Origin of the sequence: Agriterribacter humi (genome assembly GCF_009192765.1) — a bacterium.
Taxonomy (GTDB): domain Bacteria; phylum Bacteroidota; class Bacteroidia; order Chitinophagales; family Chitinophagaceae; genus Agriterribacter; species Agriterribacter humi.
In genome coordinates, this window is the sequence record NZ_VOHQ01000001.1 from 275,679 (window position 1) to 295,521 (window position 19,843).

A 19,843-nucleotide genomic window follows, 5' to 3' on the forward strand; every position below is an offset into this window, starting at 1 on the left:
AAACTCCCTGTCATTTCTCTGTCAGAAAATTTCCGCCCTTCCGGAAAAGAAAGGCCATTCATTATTTAAATGATTATGCAGACTGATTGTCGCGCAATCTTTTAATTTCATCATGTGATCTTCTGAGCATGGCCTTTTGTTCAGCAATGAGCTGCACTACATCGGGCGACAGTTCATCATCAGGTGCATTGTCAAGTGCCGTTTTATAGGCTTTTTGAGCGGCATCTTCTCCAAATTCGCAGGATTCGAGGATAGACTTTCTGTCTTTTCCACCAAAAGTTGCTTTAACATCCATCCACGCCCGGTAAATTTTTCCGCTGACAGTGGTAGAATTAGTGGCTCCCTCCCCGGTTTGATGAATATAACTCCTGAGCTCCGAAACATATTCCCGGCTTTCATTGGCCATTCGTGTAAAAAGAGCACGCAAATCAGCGTCAATAACTTCTGTTTCCCTGGCAGCCTTTTCATAACCTTCTATACGGTCGTTATTGATTTGAATTAAATCATTTAATACAGCCACATTGTTTTCAGTACTGATCATAATTGTGTTTTTTAAGATGATTAATGAATGTTGTTCATGCAATAAGATGTATATATGCATTTGCCGGATTCCCCGGTTTAGTCCTATATACTTATCCGAACAACATTGGACGAAAATAAAAGCTCAAAAAACCGTACCGCAATTTTTTACACTTGCTTTTTGTAGTATAAAGGACAAAAAGGAACAGTTACGTGTAATATTTTCTACAACATATTATAGCCCGCCAATCTAAACCGTTACAATGGCCCGAAAGCCGGATGTTAAGCATACGCTGCAACCCGGTAACAGTTTATAACAAATAACATTTCATAATACATTATTGGCAATATAATTGAAGGAATAGGGTAATAAAAAATTTGAATGTATGAAGTACTTAACGCTATCGCTCGCAGTGGCACTATGCAGTGCACCGGCTTTTTCCCAAAACTTTCAGTTAGGCCTTAAAGCGGGTGCTAATATCAGCAACTTCCGTGGCGATGACTACCAGGATGTAAAAAGCAATACAATGGTTGGTTTCCATGCGGGAGCATTTGTAAACATGAAATTTGGATCTATCCTTTCCATTCAACCGGAGCTATTGGTTTCTTCGCAGGGAGCAAAACTCAAAAAGGCCTCTGAGGAAGAAAATTTTAAAGCAACTTATGCAACACTTCCTATTATGGTGAAACTTCAAAGCCCGGGAGGCGGGTTGTATGTAGAAGCAGGCCCGCAGTTTGGATTAAAGGTGAGCGATAAGATAAGCGGCGTTAATACAGATGTGAAAAACCTTGATGTAGCGCTCGCCGCAGGCGTAGGTTACCACAGTTCAATGGGTCTGGGTATAGGTGCACGTTATATAGCGGGACTTTCCAAGGTAGGTGATATTGATTTTGGCGGAGGTGTAAATCCGGATTATAAAAACAGTACTGTACAAATCAGTGTATTTTATACCATTTTCAATAACAAGTAATATTTTTTTCAAATAAGCTTACACAAAAAACGGGCTGATGCATAAGCATCAGCCCGTTTTTTTTCAACTTAGTTTTAAAAGCATACAGGTACTATGCCTATATCGTGTTTACATTTCTTCGTGCTCAGCTTCCCAATTAATATTATGCTCAGCGATTTCAGTAAGCAATACATCAGCTTGCTTTTCCTCTTCTAATGTTTCATGTAAAATGCCTGCCACATCTTCCAGACCCATAGTATGAGCAAGCTGAACCAATCCCCCATAAGCCGCTATTTCGTAATGTTCCACTTTTTGAGCCGAAATAATAATGCCGACATCGCGCGTCATACTTCCATCTTCGGTTTCAGCAATAAATAATACGTTTCAGGAGATCCCGCATTACTGGCAGGAGGAAAATATTACACAGTTTGAGATGATGAAGGAAAAACTTACTTTCCGTATGGGGTAAAATAAACCCGGGCAGCGCATGAATAAGCACTACGCCGGGATTGAGACTTGTTAACGTAAATATTCTGCCCTATTTTTATTTGCTGCAAAGAGCCCTACCTTTATATACTGATAAATTCAGCGATTCATGATCAATGTGCAGGACTTTATTGGGAATAACAACCTCTTCAAAAAATTTAAAATAGATGAACTGCTATTTGTTGAGATTATATGCCCGGTTGAGACAGATGAACCGGCAGAAAGACTTTGGTGGCATGATAATTTTTTTACCTACGTCTTTTCCGGAGAAATGGAATTGAAAACACTCAGGGGAGAATATAGGGTTAAAGCGGGTGACTGCGGATTTATTAAAAAGGGAAGCATAATGGGGTACCGGCATATTATCCAGGAAGACTTTTGTGAGTTGCGGGTTTTTGTTTCGGACGATTTTATTAAAAACGTATTTCAAAAATATAGAGTACCCTTAGTTACTTCAGAATTTAAAGGAAAAACAGATACAATTATTCCCATTACTACGGATGCTGTGCTGGATGCTTATTTTCATTCTTTACTTACCTATTTCCGCCAGCCCACCCCACCCTCAGAAACGTTGCTTAAACTTAAGTTTGAAGAATTGCTGGTAAATATTCTTTCGAATAATACCCATCGGACTTTAAAATGTTTTCTAAGTGAACTTTGCACATCAGCGAAGCCATCTATCAAAGAAATAATGGAAGCCAATTTTTTCAACAACCTGTCTCTTAATGAATTTTCCCGTTTATGTGCCAGAAGCCTGTCTGCCTTTAAACAAGAGTTTAAAAGTATCTTTCAAACAACACCGGGTAAATGGCTGCAGGAAAAACGGCTTGAATACAGCCGGTATTTACTGGAAACCACTGATTGCAGTATTGATGAAATTTGTGAGATGAGCGGATTTGAGAACAGGTCGCATTTTAACCGCTCATTTAAGAATAAGTACGGTCTTACCCCGGGTAAAACCTCACAGCATCTTTTTTAAACTTTTCAGCAACTTCGTTCTCTTCCTGTCATTCTAATTTTATGTTCTGATTTACGCAACCGTTTTTGAAAAGCAAACGTGTGTTTTGTAATGCGATACCGGCTCTGCGTTTATTCAACATAACATAAAAAAGAAATGATATGAAAAAGAAAATTTTTAAAGTCCTGTCATTTGCGGCTATACTCTTAATACCCGGAATTTTATTTATTTCTGCCAATTGTAAAAGAAATGATGTTCCGGGAACACCCCCAAAAAAATATCCCGCTGATGTAGCTATTGCCTGGATAAAAATGCAGCAAAAGCTTTTTGTGGGAACGCCGGGCTTACTTCCACATGTTACCGGGCGTGTCTGTGCCTATACAGGACTTGCGATGTATGAATCCATCGTACCGGGTATGCAGGGTTATCAATCCATAGCGCCACAACTCAATGGGGCATTAACATTGCCTGCCATTACAGAGGGAAAGCTATACTATTGGCCCGCCAGCGCCAATGCTGCCTTAGCTTTTATGCTCAAAAATTTATTGCCGCATACAAGCCCGGCATTGCTGCAATCTGTTGATTCCCTGGAAGCCTACTTTTACAACGCGTTCCGGGCCGGCAACGATGTTCAGACATTGGAAAGATCTGCTGATTTCGGAAAGCAAATTGCCAGTGCCATTTTTGAATGGTCCAAAACAGATGGCGGACATGAGGCCTATAAAAATCCCTTTTCAGACAGTTATATTCCTCCGGCAGGTCCGGGTAAATGGGTGCCTACAGGTGAATATCCTTTTTCGCAACCTGTTTACCCTTACTGGGGCAATAACCGCACCTTTATTCCGGAACTTGCTGAAGCTACACAACCGGCGGCTCCACCTCCTTACTCAGAAAAACCCGGATCAGATTTTTATAATGCAGTAAATGAAATTTATACCATGTCTCAAAACCTTAGTCATGAAGATTCATTAACTGCAAAATTCTGGGCCTATGAACTGCTTACTCCCGGTGAAGTGGCAGTATTTGAAGATGCTTCCCATGCAGCCCATATTGCTACGCAGATGGTAGTATTAAAAAAACTTTCTTTGCAGGATGCAGCAATTCTGTATTGCAAAGCTGGCATTGCAGCAAATGACGCTGCTATATCCTGCGTTAAAACAAAATTTTATTATAACCTGGTGCGGCCAATTACGTATATCCGTACCGTACTTGGGCATAGCGAATGGCACCCTGTAATACATACTCCGCCATTTCCCGAGTATACATCAGCGCATGCAACGATATCTGTGGCAAATGCTGCTGTGCTGGAAGAAGCATTTGGAAAAAATTTCCCGTTCACAGACCACAGCTTCGATGACAGTTATGGCCCACGCAGTTTCGATTCGTTTGAAGCGTATGCCAAAGAAGCCGCGTTCTCCCGTTTACAGGCAGGCATTCACTATCGTTTTTCTATGGACGAAGGCCTGAAGCAAGGTAGAAAAGTGGCTGCCCTGGTAAATCAATTGAAGTTTAAAAAATGATCTCCGATTTTAATCCAGCCCAATTCTACTGATAATCCAACGGTTGGTGTTGCACGACATGGTTGATGCCGGGCGCAAACACCACAGTATCTTTTATATTTAAAATCAAAAAAATTTCAATCATGAAAACAGAACAGAATTCAGTGAATACTGCCGGGGAAGTGCAGGAAAGAAAATCAATACAGGAGCACAACAAAAACCTAATTCGCCGCGCCGTTGAGGAGATGTACAACAGGGGAAATTATACGCATATGAACGAAATGGTTTCCGGCGATTTCGTTATCCACTCCCTAAACCCCGATAAGGAAATTCACGGGCCCGATGGTGCCCGGAATTTTATCGTTGCGCTGCGCACTGCTTTCCCTGATCTTAAATTCACCATTAAAGACCAGTTTGCTGAAGGTGATAAAGTGGTAACACACTTTATTGCGGAAGGCACGCATCTGGGAAGTTTTGAAGGATTTGCTCCTACCGGGAGATCTTTTAAGGTTTCTTCAATTGATATAGATTATATAAAAAATGGTAAGGTGTCGGAATGCTGGAGCAATTTTGATGAATTAAGTTTATTGCAGCAATTGGGCGCGCTGAGCTGAACAAAATTGGGTAACGATGGTAAATAAAAAATTTGATGTTGTTATCGTAGGGGCCCGTTGTACTGGAGCAACACTTGCTGTTTACCTGGCCCGCGAGGGAGTATCAGTACTTCTGATAGATAAGGATGAGCTTCCCGGCGACCAGGTCCTTTCAACACATACTATTCACCCACCGGGGATAGATATCCTTGATGAGGTTGGAATAGGTAATGCCATAAGGGAAGCATGCCCCCCATCCCGCATTATTCGTTTAAACAAAAATGGAAATTCGGTTGATGTTATGCATGCAGAAGGACGCGCAGAATATTGTCCGCGCCGTAAACGTTTGGACAGACTATTGCAGGAGGCAGCTTTAAAGGAAGGAGTTGAACTGTTGGACCGTACACGGCTCATTAAACTTGAAATCGGAAATGACCGGGTGGCAGGCGTGCGGGCCATCAATTCAAATACAAACCAGGAACTGGTTTTCACAGCCGGGCTTGTCGTTGGGGCCGATGGTCGTCATTCGTCAGTTGCCCAAATGGCAGGCGCAGCGGAATACCTCGCATATGATGCACCCCGGGCCATGTACTGGGCATATTGGAATGCACCCGAAATCTGGAAGACCGGTTCACAGTATCCTTTTGATATGTACCAGGGAAATACGTCCGGCGATATACGTGTTATCTTTCAAACCGATTACAACCAGTTATTGATCGGAAGTTTGCCTCCGGTTGAAAAAGCGCAGTCCTGGCGTTTTGATCCATTACGCTCGCTGATCGCCGATCTCTCTTCCGATCCTGTAACAGCTCCATTGATTGAAGGTTTAAGTCCTGATGGTAAAGTTCGCGGAACCATTAAAGAAAGATATTTCTTCCGGCAGGGTGCCGGGCCGGGCTGGGTTTTGGCAGGTGATGCGGGACACCATAAAGAATTCGTGATTGGCGATGGTATTACAGAGGCGCTGATACAGGCAAAGCGCTTATCCAAAGCAATTCTTGAGGGCTCTGATATGGCCCTTGTAAAATGGTGGCGGGCCCGGGATGTGGAAGCCATGCCTCTGTTTTATTTCGGCCAGGATGAAGGATCACTTAAACAGCCCGGACACCTGGATAAACTGGTTTTGAAACATGTGGATAAAGAACCGGAACTAAAAAAGAAATTAGCCCTTGTAATGGAACATAAGCTTTCACCTTTTGATTTCATTCCTGCTTCCATCGTAATGAAATGGGTAATGGCTGATGTACTAAGAGGCAGGTTTAGCGTGATTCCGGACTTTTTTGCAAAAGGACGGCGGGCATCCTTTGTGAACGGTCAAATAAAAAGAAGCAGGAAATTACTGGCGGAGGCAAACGCTTCCATCTAAAGGGTGATCGCCTGCTCCGGGGTTAACAACATTCACTATCTTCATCTTTTATTCCTAAATGTGCATTTGGATTCTGCCATATTAATCCTCTTTTCGCTGGCTGCAATAACGAGACTGGCGAGTCTTGTTAAATCTGCTGCAAACGAAAAAAAATTAAAAAAAGCAAGTGCAAAAGAATATGGAAGCAAAAATTCAAAACTGCTTGTTTTTTGCCATACCCTATTCTATATCTCCTGCCTGGGCGAGGCTATTCTGCTGAACAGGCATATCAAAAGCATTAGCTTTTGGGGGTTTGGGTTATTTATCTTTTCAATGGCTATGTTGTGGATCGTCATTTTTAGCCTTAAAGAGATGTGGACGATGAAGCTGATGATTGCGCCGGAACAGAAGATAAATAAATCATCTATTTTCAAATATTTCAGGCATCCTAATTATTTTTTGAACATTATTCCGGAACTGATTTCTATTGCATTAATATGCCAGGCATGGTTTACATTGTTCGTTGGCTTACCACTTTATCTCATACCACTGGCTATACGAATTGTTCAGGAAGAAAAACTGATGAAAACGCATTTTGATAATTATTAAAGGACAATTTTAAAGTGCTGTACCTGAGAATACACTCTCATACCTGATCTGGATAATGCCAGCGTAGGAAAAGAGACTCCGGTTCAACCCGGAGTCTTTTTTTCAACCTGCTTTACCGGGATGGTTCGGCTTTAAAATGGCATTTAACTTTACCCATCCAATCCGCATCTTTTCAAAAATGCATTATTAAAAACTTTTCGTTCTGCTTCACCCAGCAGGCTGTGGCGACAGTTAATCCAGGCATCAACAGCGGCATCGCCGTACATTTTCCTTACCCGCTGAGGATCGAGATTGAAATTCATTTTTCCCCAATGCAAAGTATAAGGAATATTCTTTGATTCTAACCTGTTCCAAAGCTTTTGGTAAAAACTCCTGGCTGCTGCAGATTCCACGCCATCCAGTTCCAGTATGCAGGTTTTTTCATACCGTGTAAAGCCCAGTATTGCTTTTGTTCCTTTTACATAACGTAAGGCAAGTCCACCCGGAAATGGCGATTGTTCGTTGATAAAAATAACTTCATCCACTACCCTGCTCACATTTTCAGCGGCAATTGCTATCGCGGCACTGATGGCTTTACCTCTGAATTTAGTATTACTGAAAGTTTCCCCAATTGTTCCAAATGCATCAACGGCCGATTTAAAGGCAAGCGGAAACATAACATTTACCAAAGCCGGAACCAACGCTGCCGACAGATCAGGCGGAAGCCCGTCAATAATCGTTTCTATAACGCCGAGGGTATTGTCGCCATACTGAAACCCACGATCATCCCTTTCTCTTTTAGGGTAACCGGGGGTATACGGCATTTTGTACATTGTTTTTAGATACACTCCTTTTTCCTTATTGTCTTTTTCGAATTTGTGCGGGTTAATAATCACTTCAAAATGATACAATGCTTTATCCGGTCCATCGGGGGGATAGGGAAGCTTTAACTCAATCCCCGAAAAATCAAGGTGGTCTATTGCTTTAATAAGGTCATCGTCATATTTCATTTGATCTGCGCGTTGTTCGGCCAGCAAATAAACGGGATCGGTTTCAATCATGATACTATGAATGAAACCAAAGCTTCCGAAGCTAACCACCGCTGCATTAAACAGGTCATCGTCCCGGATCAGTTCAGCGCCCATCCATCCGATAAATTCATCCGAAACAACCGGGTAAGATGCCCGTTCCAGCCAAACATGGCGCGTTGCCGACACAACAAGGTGGATCCCCACTATAGCATCGTGCACAGCTCCTACCCTGAATGCCGATCCATGTGTACCGGTGGCCGTAGCTCCTGCTATAGATTGTCCGTTGCTGGCGCCCGATGCTTTAAGAGACCGTTTCGGGTTGGCCTCTTTTTCCAGCTTTTCATTCAGGTCAAGAATACTCATTCCGCATTGCGCCATAAAGAGATCGGCAGTACCCTTTCCGGTATTGATATAATCATCCGCAACAAATTTGCGGGGAATCCAGAATGATAACCGCAGCGCTTTGGTATCAACTACTCCGCCATCACAAACCGCAACATCCGAAAAGGACCAGCCATTTCCCATAGCGCGTAATGAAATATCATTCTCAATGGCATAGCTGATCAGCCACTGAAAATTGGAAGTGGTTTGTTTGTACTGATCCGAAGGCGTGACCGGCCGGAACGGGATCCTTAATTTAAAAGAGGCCCCTTTTTTAAACCGGTGAGTGAAATTCTGGTGGCCGTTCTCCCAATCGGTGATGTCTAACTTTTCCACACCATCGGGTAAAATAATATGGTCGGGCATTGTAAAAGATTTCAAAGTCTGATCAGGGCCTGCTTCCCAATGAATCCGTTGGAGGGCTGTATGGCGCACAACACCATTCCACTTGCTGCGGGATAACAATTCCGAGGGTAAGGGTGGAAATAATGGCAAAGCCCAGGTTGGTTTTTACCACCACTTTGTTCAGGTGATTAAATCTCGGATCACAGCCGGGATTGATATCCTTTGGTTGTACCAGGCCCCATGCATAACTCCATGTTGTTCTTTTGTATACAGTATTGTTGGAAAAAGTATCGCAGTCGTATTGGCTGATCACTTTTGTAGTGCTGCAACTTTGAGTGATCAGTACAATCCCAATCAATATGGTTCCGGTTATCCGGAAGATCCCTTTCAATTTAATCCGGTTTGCCAAACTGTGCATATGCATCTTTTTAAAAGTAAAAAGAAAATGCCTGCCTGTTTTTATGGATCAGCGAAAGAAACTGTTGCTGTATGTAATTTCAAAGATAAAACAACAGGATGAAAACTGCTATACCCTGGGCTGCATTTACTGGAAGAATATTTAAAAAGAAAAACTGTTACCGGTATTGTCTTTATTCATCTCCAGGATAACGGAAGATCATTTTCACTTCAATACTTTCCGGATCGCATCCATAATAATGGCTTCCGTCTCCGGAGCTACGCCCGATACAATACCGCTGGTTTCATAGCTTCCCTGTGCATAGGAAATTTTGGTAACAATGTAACCCGGTCCCGGGCCTGTAGCAACAACAAAAACCAATAGCCAAAACGATATTATTTTCGAAAACATATGCAATGCGGTATGCTTTTTATAAAAGGCCTTTGCCATTGTTTTATATTTGTATGGAAGTAATCTCAATATTATACCTGCGGCGCCCAGTAGGTACAATGCCCGGCAGTATATACGGGGCCTTTAAAAAGCTGGCATGCTCCACAATTTTTACCTGCCAGGGGCGGAAGCCAGAGATTGCAATTACCGCATTGCTTTTCAGGAATGGGTGATTGCTTTACATATCCCATTGATTCGCGTGCTTTCAGATCATTTTCAGATAAGCCTGTATAATCGCTGCACGGATCTGGCGGCGAGGCGCCTCCCTCCTCTTTTGCTGATGATTTTTCTTTAGCATTACAACTATGCAGCATTGATGCTCCTCCTGTTAGCAGCATGCCGGCAGAAACACATTTTTGTAAAAACAACCTTCGTGAATTGATTTCCTGCATTGTGGTCCGGTCTTTTATTCGGTTATACGTTTTTCACCAAATACCCGTGTTATCATTGTATGGAATCGCCCATCGCCTGTATTACCTCCTTTAAGGCACTTTTAATTTCCCCTTTTGATCCTGATTCATATACCTGGAAAGCGCTGATCAGATCCGGGTCGGGCTTGCTTTTATTTGCTGATTTTTGTAGTCCTTTGGTGAGTCCCTCTAATCCGGCAAGCTGCCAGTTGATTGCTTCTTTTACTTCGGGGTGAGATAACAATGCAATCAATGCTAAGATATCTTCTTTCTTTTTGCGTGCACCAATTACATATAAATAATCTTTTACGAAAGCAATTTTTTCAGGACTGGTGTCTTTAAAAAAGCTACCACGACTAATCAACAGTTTCAAAAGTTCCATAGAGGATCCGGCATCCGAACTTAGTACAGCGGTTTGAAACAAAGCAGCTTCTCCATACCGCTCTATAATGTTAGCTAATGCCGGGATTACCTGTGGCAAAGCAAACTCACCGAGGCTGAGTGCCAACTGCAAAACTACCTGCGCCGAACTATCGCCAACCATCGTTAACAATTGTGGCAGACATTGCGGGTAGCGTTCCGAAAGTATTATAGCATGGGTTCGCATTCCGGGATCCGGGTCTTTCAATGCCCGTTGTATCAATCCGGCATCAAGTGCATTTAAACCTTCTAATGTATACAATGCATGCAAGCGTGCTCTTGCATCGGTGTGCTCAGCAAATATTTTTTTTAATGCAGGAACTACAGCCAGATCGCCATATTCTAATAAAAGCCTTTGTGCCTGCAAACGCCACCACTGATTGGGATGGGCAAGCAGGGCAACCAATGCTTCCGGAGCTTTGCTCCTGAGATTGGGAATTTGAGTTTGCTTTTTTTCAGCACCTTCCGGAACAACACGGTAAATTCTGCCATACTGTTCACCGTTAGTAAAATCCATATCCTTCTTCAGATCTTCCGGAATGGAAACGGGCGTTTCAATATGCTGGCGGTACATGTCTATGATATACAAATACCCATCGGGACCAACGGTAAAATTCGCGGGACGGAACCAGGGGTCAGTGGATGCAAGGAACTCCCTGTCTTTCTCTCCTTCAGCCCGTTTTGCCACAAATAAAGGGCTGTTATTTTGGAGCGTAAGCAAATCCCGGTGCACCAGGTTACCTGCCACATCTCCTGTAAAAATGGAACTACGAAAAGATTCAGGAAAGGCGTCTCCGCCATAAAAAGTGCCCCCCGAAGCGCCGGTAAAATGATCTTCAGCATATTCATTCCGGCTCAGTTTTCGTTCATCATAATCTTTTTGCCGCCGGTTGCTGCGTTCGAGCCGCCAGTAAGGCGGTGGCGTTTTTTGAAACATTACCAGGTCGTGATCGGAAATGTTTACATCAAGCCGGTCAGAAGGTAAATAAGTATGCCTGTGCAAATACCGCAATGGAACGGGTGCCTGTTGAATATGAATGGTATTCTGTGTATAGAAACGGTTCCCCCAATCATCTATCGCCAGTCCAAACTGGCCGTTTCCCGATTCCTTTTCAAATAAACCTTTGTCTGGCCAGAACCGGAAATCGCTTCCTCCCATAGAAAGTGCGGCAGTATCCGGATTGCTAACGGCATGTACCGTACCAGCCTGCCCGTTGTTATTTGCATAGATCCAGTTATCGGGCGCCAAACGAAGACTGGTAATCTGCGCTTCGGAATTGCTTGCAAAAAACCCGGTAAAAAGTACTTCCTTTATATCCGCATGAAAATCGCCTGTAGTATCTTTCAGGTAAAGAATGTCGGGCGCTGCTGTTACAATCAGTCCGCTTTTCCATGGCAGCATGCTGGTTGCGCTGGGAAGACCATCGGCGAATACATAAGAAGTATCTGGCTTTCCATCGCCATTCGTATCTTTCAGCATGCGGATCCTTCCTTTCCCTTTTCCACCTTCGGGTTGATAGGGGTAATCGCCCATTTCTACCACGTAAATATTACCCTGCTCATCAAATACCATATCAACAGGAGACATTATATCAGGCTCCGATGCGAACAGTTCTATTTTAAAGCCGTCAACAATTTCAAAATGTTTCAATGCTTCTTCAGGCGAAAGTGCATCAGTATAGTGCTTTTGAGTGCAGGAAAATAACAGTAAGCCGCATAGGATCAGTGCAGCAGTGCGCCATGTATTGCATTTGATATTCAGCAAGGATTGCATATTTAAGGAGATTAAAGTTATTTCTTTTTAAAAAAAAGCCCGGTATTACCGGAAAAACCAATAGGGTATATAGGCTGACCCGTACCGGTTTTACTTTTCTTTTTTCTGGTACACTTTTACATAATCAACAATAAAAACATCGGGGAATACCGTGTTTTTAATTTCTTCCCGGGCAGAAGGATATTCCATGCTCAATATCATATATTCTTCAATATGCGATATACCCTGTGTTACTTCATAAAATTTATATCCGTCTACATAAAAAATATACTTCTCCGGTGTCCACTCCAGACCAAATGTATGAAAGCCTTCGCTTACACCTTTAAGATAACTTTGCATACCCCGTGTAGTGCGCTGGTTGGGTCCGTACGCCCAATGTACATTATGCGAAACAATATCGGGTCCTAATTTTTTGAAGAACTCTAAAATATCAATCTCTGCGCCAAATATCGCCGGATCTTCTCCCTTTGAAATTTCCGTGGATTGAATCCAGAATGCCGCCCATACACCCGGTGATTTTTGCAGCTTCGCCCGGCATTCGTAGTATCCGTATTTACTCATAAATAAGCCCTGGGTACCAATTGCGCTTCCCAATAAACTGTCGCCTTTTTTCAAAGCATATAATTTAAGATATCCATCTTCTACTTTAACCGCTTCTTCCGATACATATGCTATGGCTCTTGGACCGATGCCACGCACGGCCCATTTTTGGAGATCCAGTTTGTTCCCTTTAAACTCATCCTTCCAAATTAATTTATATCCCAATTTTTTAGGGGTATAGCGTTTTTCCGACATCGGGTTTTGAGCTGGTCTTTGTGCTATGCCTGTGGCGGTAAAAACCGCGCAGGCGATAAATAAAAAAATACTTTTCATTTTGTGTTGAAAGTTTTAGGTTGATTTTTATGGAACCTATCTTTTTGCAATCCGCGATTGTATTGATCAAATCGGACTGTTTAGATGCCCGCGCTTAAAAATAGTAGAGATGTGGCAGCAGGAGCTATACTATGAGATCGTAAAAAACATACTGCACAATATGCTGATTCACCATTTACAGAGGTAAACCCCTTCATGCAATTACTCTATGGTATAGTAATACACTTCCGGGTATATTCCCTCGCTGATCGTATAGTAACCGTTTCCATCCGTTGCAAAGTCAATCGCCTCACCCTGTTGTTCTACTTTGTAAGGCATTTCGCGGGGTGGGGTCATCAATAGCTGCCACAAAGGTTCTTTGTCTCTGCGCTTCCAGTAATACACTTTAAGGTAACTCTTTACAAGCACCCGGCTTCCATCTTTGGAAATATTTCCGCCGGATATCCATTTACCATTGTTGCCGCCTTCAAAAAATAAAGTGCATCTTTTGGTAAGCATTGCGGTATCATTTCGTTTGAACAGTAACGGTGCGGTATACACGCTTACCGAATCTTCCCGTTTTGAAATGATGTAGAACAATTTCTCTAACGGGTCAACCATCAGGGTTTCTGCATCGCGTGCGCCATCGGGGTATTTCAGATATAGCGGATCAGCATTTTCGTGCCCGGTAAACAGTTTTGCGGAGGACTTAAGTTTGGGTTCTTTTATCCTGTAAACAGTGATGTATTTTCTTTTAGCGTTGTTGTCACCGATATCTCCGATATAAACATAACGCTTGCCTCTGGGACCTGTACTCACCGCTATATCTTCACAATCCGTTACACCATTCTTTGTAAGCGGGCCGGCTTTGAACGTGTAAATAGCTTTTAATGTTCCATCCGTTCCAATTAAAAAAAATCTGCTGGTATCTCCGCTGTCGTTGTGAATATAAAGCAATCCTTTATTGACGGATGAAGCGGCAAGACCGGATGTTTCGTTATTGGTATCAGCATTCAGTCTCCCCTTTATTGTTACAGGAATGCTATCCTGCGCAGGAGCAGATAATGAAAAAGTGATGCCGGTTAAAAGCAGATATATATTCATAATTGACTTATCTTAAATGTAGCGTATGAAAATAAATATAGCAAAAAGCCGGGAATAAAACTTGGGAGCATTTCAAATCGTCGCATTGCTTTGCTTCTGTGAGTAAACAATAGGCGGGCCCTTAAGCACTTTGAGAGATTCCTCCTGCATGCCAATGACAAGCGGTAGTGAGTGGTTGGGCTGTAGTACAAAAGCCGAACTACATTCTACAATTTGTCATTATGAGTTGAAATTTACTCTGCCTTTTTCTTCACTGCCTTTCTGAAAATCTTTTTTCCCAATTCGACAATCAGGAAAACAATAAAACCGATTGCCAGGCCTACTATAAATTCACGCACAAAAGCCGGAAGTATGGGAAACAGGTGGTGGAAAAAATCAATGTTGTGTACAAAAATGCCCCCCGAAACCAGGATCAGCGCCACGGTGCCGATGAAGCCCATGCTTTTGATAATTTTAGGAAGCGCTGCCACCAGTATTTTTCCGATCTTATCGGAAAAGCTATTGTCTTTTTTATTGAATGCGATAAGTTTATACCCAAACTCGTCCATTCGCACAATCAGGGCAACTATTCCGTACACGCCAACTGTGGCAAGAATAGCGATAAATGAAACCACCATAACCTGGGAGGCAAGTGGTGTACCCACTACAGTGCCCAATGCGATGATAACAATTTCCACTGAGAGGATGAAATCCGTAAAAACTGCAGATTTCACTTTTTCTTTTTCTATCAATAGAATTTGTTCTTTCGTGAGACCTTCTGCCAGTGCAACCACCTTAGCATGCTTGTGCGGGACAATGTATTCGTAGATTTTTTCCGCACCTTCATAAGCGAGATACAATCCTCCAAGCACCAGGATAACGGTAACGGCCGCAGGAAGAAAAGCGCTGAGCAGAAAAGCGAAAGGCAGGATAATGAGTTTATTTAAAAATGATCCTTTGGTAATGGCCCATAAAACGGGGATCTCCCGATCCGAAACAAAACCTGATGCCTTTTCAGCATTCACGGCCAAATCATCACCCAGAATTCCGGCGGTTTTTTTAGCAGCCACTTTACTCATCACAGCCACATCATCCATGAGCGCGGCGATATCATCGAGCAATGCAAATATCCCTGATGCCATTCGTATTACTTCAATTTTGTTGACAATAAGAATTGGTGAAGATACTGTGCTCCTGCGATCGCCTATGCATTACCGCGGAAAATTATTTTTCTCCGGCATACCAGTCTTTCAACCGCACATCTATTGAAGAGTTACCCTTATTCACCAGCATTTTAAATTTTTCTGTATCGCTAAAGCCACCCTGTCCGCGGTAGTGAAAAGAATAGACAATTTTTGGCTTAAAATCAAGTACCGCGCTGGCGGACTGTTCTTCCGTCATCGTGTAAGGTGTGTTCATACAAATAAACGCTACATCAATATTTTTCAAACTACGCATTTCAGGTATATCTTCCGTATCGCCTGAAATATACAATTTCTTATCCCCCAAAGTGAGTACATAACCATTGCCACGGCCTTTGGTATGCCGTGAAGTGGAATCATCCGGAAGATTGTACATTGGAATGGCGCGTATTGAAATGCCGGATTGTTCGGTTGTACTGCCATTGTTGAGAATGACCGTTTTTTCTTTCCATTCACCCGGTAATTTATCAGCTACAGCCTGAGGCACTAGGAGGATTGCGCTTTTCAGATCCAATGCCTCCAGGGTCTTTATATCCATATGGTCGCCATGAATATCTGTGATCAAAACCAGATCAGGCTTCTTTAATGTCTTATATGCGCCGGCGCCGTTATAAGGGTCAATGTAAATGGACTTACCCTTCCATTCCAGCACCAAAGCTGCATGGAATACAGGCTGAACAATAATATTTCCCTGTGATGTAACGATAGTGTCTGGCGTTGTTAACTGTGCGTTTGCGTGGTTTATGGCAAATGCAAATAAAAAGACAATGATTGTTTTCATCTGTTTATTTTTAAATTTTTTAATGGTCAGATGCCCGCCTGACCGGACGGGCAGGGAATTCGCCAAAATAATCATTTTTTTGCGGCTCATTTCATACATCAGTTTTTAGGATAGTTATAGCGGCATTAAGGTAATGATTCTTTTGCAGACCTAAGTTGAGATGATGGGGTGCGGGGACGCCGGTTACATTATGGCATTTCCGGGCAATGTCTCCTCATTGCGGGGAAGAAGAGATTTAAAAGCAGCATAACAAAATTGTTTCCTATTTTTATAGCTGTCGAAAAAGATAATAAAAAGCAAAACTTTTTAAATAAACAAGCACAATGAAAAGAAGAAATTTTATAAAAACTACGGCTGCAGGAACGCTGGCTTTCATGCTTCCATTTCCGTCATCAGCATTTGCCCCCGGCAAAAAGCTACGAGTTGCACAAGTTGGACTGGGTTCTATGGGGTTAAATGATTTGAAAGACATTGCATCTCATCCATCGGTAGAAATTGTGGCATTATGCGATGTTGATGCAAGCAAGCTCAATGCAGTAAAAGCCAACTATGTCAATGCTAAAACTTTTGCCGATTACAGAGAAATGTTCAAAAGTATAGGCGATGAGATAGACGCTGTAGTGGTTTCAACTCCCGACCATGCACACGCGCCGGTTGCTTTGAAGGCTATGGAAATGAATAAAAACGTGTATTGCCAAAAACCCCTTACGCATTATATTTCTGAGTCAAGAAAAATGGACGCATTGGCGGCCCAGAAAAAACTGGTAACGCAAATGGGTATCCAGGTGCATTCCTTCTACGATTACAAACTGGCTACTATTTTAATTCAGAAAGGCATTATCGGTAAAGTAAAAAAAGTAATTGCCTGGTCGCCCAAAGTGTGGGGATATGACGGTCCCGAGCCAGAAGGAAGTGACCCTGTACCGGAAGGATTGAATTGGAACCTGTGGCTGGGCACGGGTAAAGAAAGGCCATATAAAGAAGGGTTCTACCACCCCCTCAACTGGAGAAAATGCATTGATTACGGTTGCGGTACTTTAGGCGATATGGGTGTTCATATTTTTGACACGCCATATAACGCTTTAAAACTGAGCGTTCCATTAACTGTTAAAAACTCCTGCAGACCACCTAATGCATTTGGGCACCCCGAAAAAAATCATGTAACCTATGTGTTCCCTCAAACATCCTATACGGCTAAAACGCTTGAGTGGGTTTGGTTTGATGGAAAAGGTGCACCCGAACTTGAAAAAGACCTGATGTTGCCTGATGGACAAAAACTACCCGATCAGGGTGCTATGTTTATTGGTGAAAATGGACAACGCCTGTTGTTGCCTCATTTTATGGAACTGCCCAGGTTAATTATTAACGATAAGTATGAAGCCATTGATATAAAAAAATACGATCCAAAAGGCAAAGCCGGAAAACCCGTTACCAGCTACGATATTGAAGGCGAAAAGCATTATCATGAATTTGTGGATGCCTGCCTGGGAAAAACTGAATGCAGTGCGCCGTTTTCTTATGCAGCAAAATTAACGGAAGTGATTTTGTTGGGCGTAGTAGCCGCCAGGTTCCCCGGTCAAACCCTTAACTGGGACGGGAAAAATGCGCGCTTTAAAGAAGAAGAAGCGAATAAATTTTTAAGCGGTGAGTACAGGGATTTCTAAACCCGTAGTTCTAAGGAACATGATCGCATCACGCCGGATGCTTTCATCATAAGCCTTCATAAAAGCAAGTACCTTAAAAGCAAAAAGCCAGAAAATGCAATATTTCTGGCTTTTTATTACTTTATTTACGTGGAGCTGCAGGGAGTCGAACCCTGGTCCAAACAAATCCGCCATACGCTTTCTACATGCTTATCTGATGATTAATTGTCGGAGATAAACCGGACATCAACAAACCAATCTATCCCTTAGCTGGATGGTCTTGAGTTATGATCACAGCCTTTCATAACAGCAACCCGTTTTGTTTTTATGTCGGCGGCGGGGATTGGTAACAGGTAAACCTTCCCGGCGGCCCTAATGACTATCTAATCACTGATTAGGCAGCCATGGCATACTGAGTATTGCCATTTGAATTGTTGAATATTCAGATTAAGGTGCTAATTATCCAACGCACCGCATGCTTACACGTACAAAGAACTTTGCTGTCAAAACCGGTCAGCCCCGGATATACAATGTGAAAATATGAAAATGAGACAATTTGAAAATGAATGCAACATAATCTCTTCACAAAGCAACTGCAAATATACAAAAATAAACCGGTAAGCGGCTGCGCTAAATGCCAAAGCAATTCAAAGGCTCCTGCTAAACCTGTTAGGATTGCCAGGCAGCATAACAACGCCGCAGTCCTGACAGGTTGCCCATTTCCACATTACTTCCCTCTCCCCCATCCAAACCAATCGTTGCCATTGGCATAAATAAGCAATCCAAATAATATTACCATACCTGCAATTTGCGCATATTCCAGGAATTTATCGCTCGGTTTGCGCCCCGATATCATTTCATACAGGGTAAACATTACATGTCCGCCATCCAATGCCGGTATGGGTAATAAATTCATAAAGGCAAGTACTATGGAAAAAAATGCAGTAATTCTCCAGAAGGTCTCCCAGTCCCACCCACTATCCGGGAATATGGATCCCATCGCTTTAAAACCACCCACTCCTTTGTAGGCGCCTGTTTCGGGGGATAGTATCTTTTTAAACTGGTCTATATAAAATTGCAACTGTTCGCCCGCCATTTTTACGCCGGCAGGAAATGCTTCCAATGCAGTGTACCTGGTTACATGCAATTTCAATACGCCCATGCTGTCTAAATCCGAAATAGCACTTATGGGATAAAAACCAATAGTGCCATCTTTGGTAACGGCTGTAGGTAACGATAAAGTATCTTTTCCTCTTAACACATTTACCTGAACCGTTTGTTCCTTGCTGTTTTCCAGGATATTTTTGAGTTCATCAAAAAATACAGCGGAAGCCGAGTTTACCGCTATTATCTGATCCCCGCTTTTTAAACCCGCTTTATAGGCGTTGCTTGAATCAGATACCTCATCCACTACCACCGGTATGCGCGGTTCCAGCAAAGGCATACGACTTCTTTTCTTCTCTACTAATTTGCCTATAAGATCAACAGGAAGGTTAACCGTTTCCAGCTTACCATCTCTTTCTATACTTACATTATTTCCCAGGATCAATTTTTTTACGATATCGGTATAGTCTTCTACAGGCTGGTCGTTTACCGCTAATATTTTATCGCCATTCTTAAATCCTAAGTCAAACATTAAACTGTCTCTGAATGCCAGTCCGTATTTCATAGAACTTACCGGCACTTTCCTTTCTCCCCATACCAGTAATATCATGCTATATATAAAAAATGCAAGGAGGATATTCATGGTAACGCCGGCAACCATAATAATTAAGCGCTGCCAGGCTGGTTTGCTTCTGAACTCCCATGGCTCAGCAGGCTTTTTCATCTGCTCTTTGTCCATGCTTTCATCAATCATGCCTGCTATCTTTACATATCCCCCCAATGGCAGCCAGCCAACGCCATACTCCGTTTCGCCAATTTTCTTTTTAAATAATGAAAACCAGGGATCAAAAAATAAATAGAATTTTTCCACCCGGCATTTAAACCATTTGGCGGTAAGGTAATGCCCTAGCTCATGTATCACAACCAAAATGGAGAGCGACAGAATTAATTGCCCTGCCTGTAAACCCACTGATGCCCAGTTTATCGCTAATAATGTTATCATTAAGTGTATTGACTTTTTTTATTGGTGAA

At 42.5% G+C, this 19,843-nt stretch carries 19 protein-coding genes and 1 other RNA gene; 7 read left to right on the plus strand and 13 right to left on the minus strand.

All coding sequences use genetic code 11. The annotated features are described in order from the left end of the window. Positions 1 to 73 precede the first annotated feature (73 nt). Positions 74 to 541, minus strand: a complete 468-nt coding sequence (locus FRX45_RS01005) for a PA2169 family four-helix-bundle protein (protein WP_152266525.1) — start codon at positions 539 to 541, stop codon at positions 74 to 76. 364 nt (positions 542 to 905) lie between these two features. On the opposite strand from FRX45_RS01005, the gene FRX45_RS01010 reads away from it, so the two are divergent. Then, a complete protein-coding gene (locus FRX45_RS01010; RefSeq protein ID WP_152266526.1) occupies positions 906 to 1,490 on the plus strand; it encodes a porin family protein in 585 nt (194 codons plus the stop codon). Between the two features lie 108 nt (positions 1,491 to 1,598). Here the strand turns inward: FRX45_RS01010 and FRX45_RS01015 are convergent, their stop codons facing one another. Then, positions 1,599 to 1,841 carry a YciE/YciF ferroxidase family protein gene (locus FRX45_RS01015; protein WP_317163082.1) on the minus strand — a complete coding sequence of 81 codons (243 nt, stop codon included), beginning with the start codon at positions 1,839 to 1,841 and terminating at the stop codon, positions 1,599 to 1,601. A 223-nt stretch (positions 1,842 to 2,064) separates the two neighbouring features. Between FRX45_RS01015 and FRX45_RS01020 the strand changes: the two genes are divergently transcribed. The 5 genes from FRX45_RS01020 (at position 2,065) to FRX45_RS01040 (ending at position 6,959) form a co-directional block, all read left to right on the plus strand. Then, positions 2,065 to 2,934, plus strand: a complete 870-nt coding sequence (locus tag FRX45_RS01020; RefSeq protein ID WP_152266528.1) for a helix-turn-helix domain-containing protein — start codon at positions 2,065 to 2,067, stop codon at positions 2,932 to 2,934. 140 nt (positions 2,935 to 3,074) lie between these two features. After that, on the plus strand, positions 3,075 to 4,433 hold the full coding sequence (locus tag FRX45_RS01025) for a vanadium-dependent haloperoxidase (RefSeq protein WP_152266529.1): 1,359 nt from the start codon (positions 3,075 to 3,077) through the stop codon (positions 4,431 to 4,433). A 122-nt stretch (positions 4,434 to 4,555) separates the two neighbouring features. Next, positions 4,556 to 5,026, plus strand: a complete 471-nt coding sequence (locus FRX45_RS01030) for an ester cyclase (protein ID WP_193311539.1) — start codon at positions 4,556 to 4,558, stop codon at positions 5,024 to 5,026. Positions 5,027 to 5,042: 16 nt separating this feature from the next. Beyond that, positions 5,043 to 6,371 (plus strand): NAD(P)/FAD-dependent oxidoreductase, encoded by a 1,329-nt coding sequence (locus FRX45_RS01035; protein ID WP_152266531.1) that lies wholly within the window; start codon positions 5,043 to 5,045, stop codon positions 6,369 to 6,371. Between the two features lie 66 nt (positions 6,372 to 6,437). Continuing rightward, positions 6,438 to 6,959 carry an isoprenylcysteine carboxyl methyltransferase family protein gene (locus FRX45_RS01040; protein WP_226804826.1) on the plus strand — a complete coding sequence of 174 codons (522 nt, stop codon included), beginning with the start codon at positions 6,438 to 6,440 and terminating at the stop codon, positions 6,957 to 6,959. A 149-nt stretch (positions 6,960 to 7,108) separates the two neighbouring features. Here FRX45_RS01040 and FRX45_RS01045 read toward each other — a convergent pair whose 3' ends face one another. The 9 genes from FRX45_RS01045 to FRX45_RS01085 form a co-directional block, all read right to left on the minus strand. Continuing rightward, a complete protein-coding gene (locus FRX45_RS01045; protein WP_226804828.1) occupies positions 7,109 to 8,716 on the minus strand; it encodes an FAD-linked oxidase in 1,608 nt (535 codons plus the stop codon). Positions 8,717 to 8,738: 22 nt separating this feature from the next. Next, entirely contained in the window at positions 8,739 to 9,113 is a 375-nt protein-coding gene (locus FRX45_RS01050) for a hypothetical protein (RefSeq protein WP_152266532.1), read from the minus strand. A gap of 204 nt (positions 9,114 to 9,317) precedes the next feature. Then, entirely contained in the window at positions 9,318 to 9,542 is a 225-nt protein-coding gene (locus tag FRX45_RS01055) for a hypothetical protein (RefSeq protein WP_152266533.1), read from the minus strand. A 32-nt stretch (positions 9,543 to 9,574) separates the two neighbouring features. Beyond that, positions 9,575 to 9,934 (minus strand): high-potential iron-sulfur protein, encoded by a 360-nt coding sequence (locus FRX45_RS01060; protein ID WP_152266534.1) that lies wholly within the window; start codon positions 9,932 to 9,934, stop codon positions 9,575 to 9,577. A 52-nt stretch (positions 9,935 to 9,986) separates the two neighbouring features. Then, positions 9,987 to 12,146 (minus strand): PVC-type heme-binding CxxCH protein, encoded by a 2,160-nt coding sequence (locus FRX45_RS01065; RefSeq protein WP_152266535.1) that lies wholly within the window; start codon positions 12,144 to 12,146, stop codon positions 9,987 to 9,989. Positions 12,147 to 12,236: 90 nt separating this feature from the next. Then, positions 12,237 to 13,019, minus strand: coding sequence for a glycoside hydrolase family 16 protein (locus tag FRX45_RS01070; protein WP_152266536.1), 783 nt, complete (start codon positions 13,017 to 13,019; stop codon positions 12,237 to 12,239). 201 nt (positions 13,020 to 13,220) lie between these two features. After that, complete coding sequence (locus FRX45_RS01075) at positions 13,221 to 14,102, minus strand: lactonase family protein (protein WP_152266537.1); 882 nt, start codon at positions 14,100 to 14,102, stop codon at positions 13,221 to 13,223. A 233-nt stretch (positions 14,103 to 14,335) separates the two neighbouring features. Further along, entirely contained in the window at positions 14,336 to 15,223 is an 888-nt protein-coding gene (locus FRX45_RS01080; RefSeq protein WP_152266538.1) for a DUF808 domain-containing protein, read from the minus strand. A gap of 82 nt (positions 15,224 to 15,305) precedes the next feature. Then, the gene (locus tag FRX45_RS01085) at positions 15,306 to 16,064 is read right to left on the minus strand and encodes an MBL fold metallo-hydrolase (RefSeq protein WP_152266539.1); all 759 of its coding nucleotides are present in this window, start codon (positions 16,062 to 16,064) and stop codon (positions 15,306 to 15,308) included. Positions 16,065 to 16,387: 323 nt separating this feature from the next. Here FRX45_RS01085 and FRX45_RS01090 point away from each other — a divergent pair, with 323 nt between their 5' ends. Next, positions 16,388 to 17,728, plus strand: coding sequence for a Gfo/Idh/MocA family protein (locus FRX45_RS01090; RefSeq protein ID WP_152266540.1), 1,341 nt, complete (start codon positions 16,388 to 16,390; stop codon positions 17,726 to 17,728). 127 nt (positions 17,729 to 17,855) lie between these two features. On the opposite strand, the gene ssrA is transcribed toward FRX45_RS01090, so the two are convergent. Together ssrA and rseP are read right to left on the minus strand one after the other, a co-directional pair. Continuing rightward, positions 17,856 to 18,228, minus strand: a transfer-messenger RNA (tmRNA) gene (gene ssrA / locus FRX45_RS01095). Positions 18,229 to 18,434: 206 nt separating this feature from the next. Beyond that, entirely contained in the window at positions 18,435 to 19,814 is a 1,380-nt protein-coding gene (gene rseP, locus FRX45_RS01100) for an RIP metalloprotease RseP (RefSeq protein ID WP_152266541.1), read from the minus strand. Positions 19,815 to 19,843: the final 29 nt, after the last annotated feature.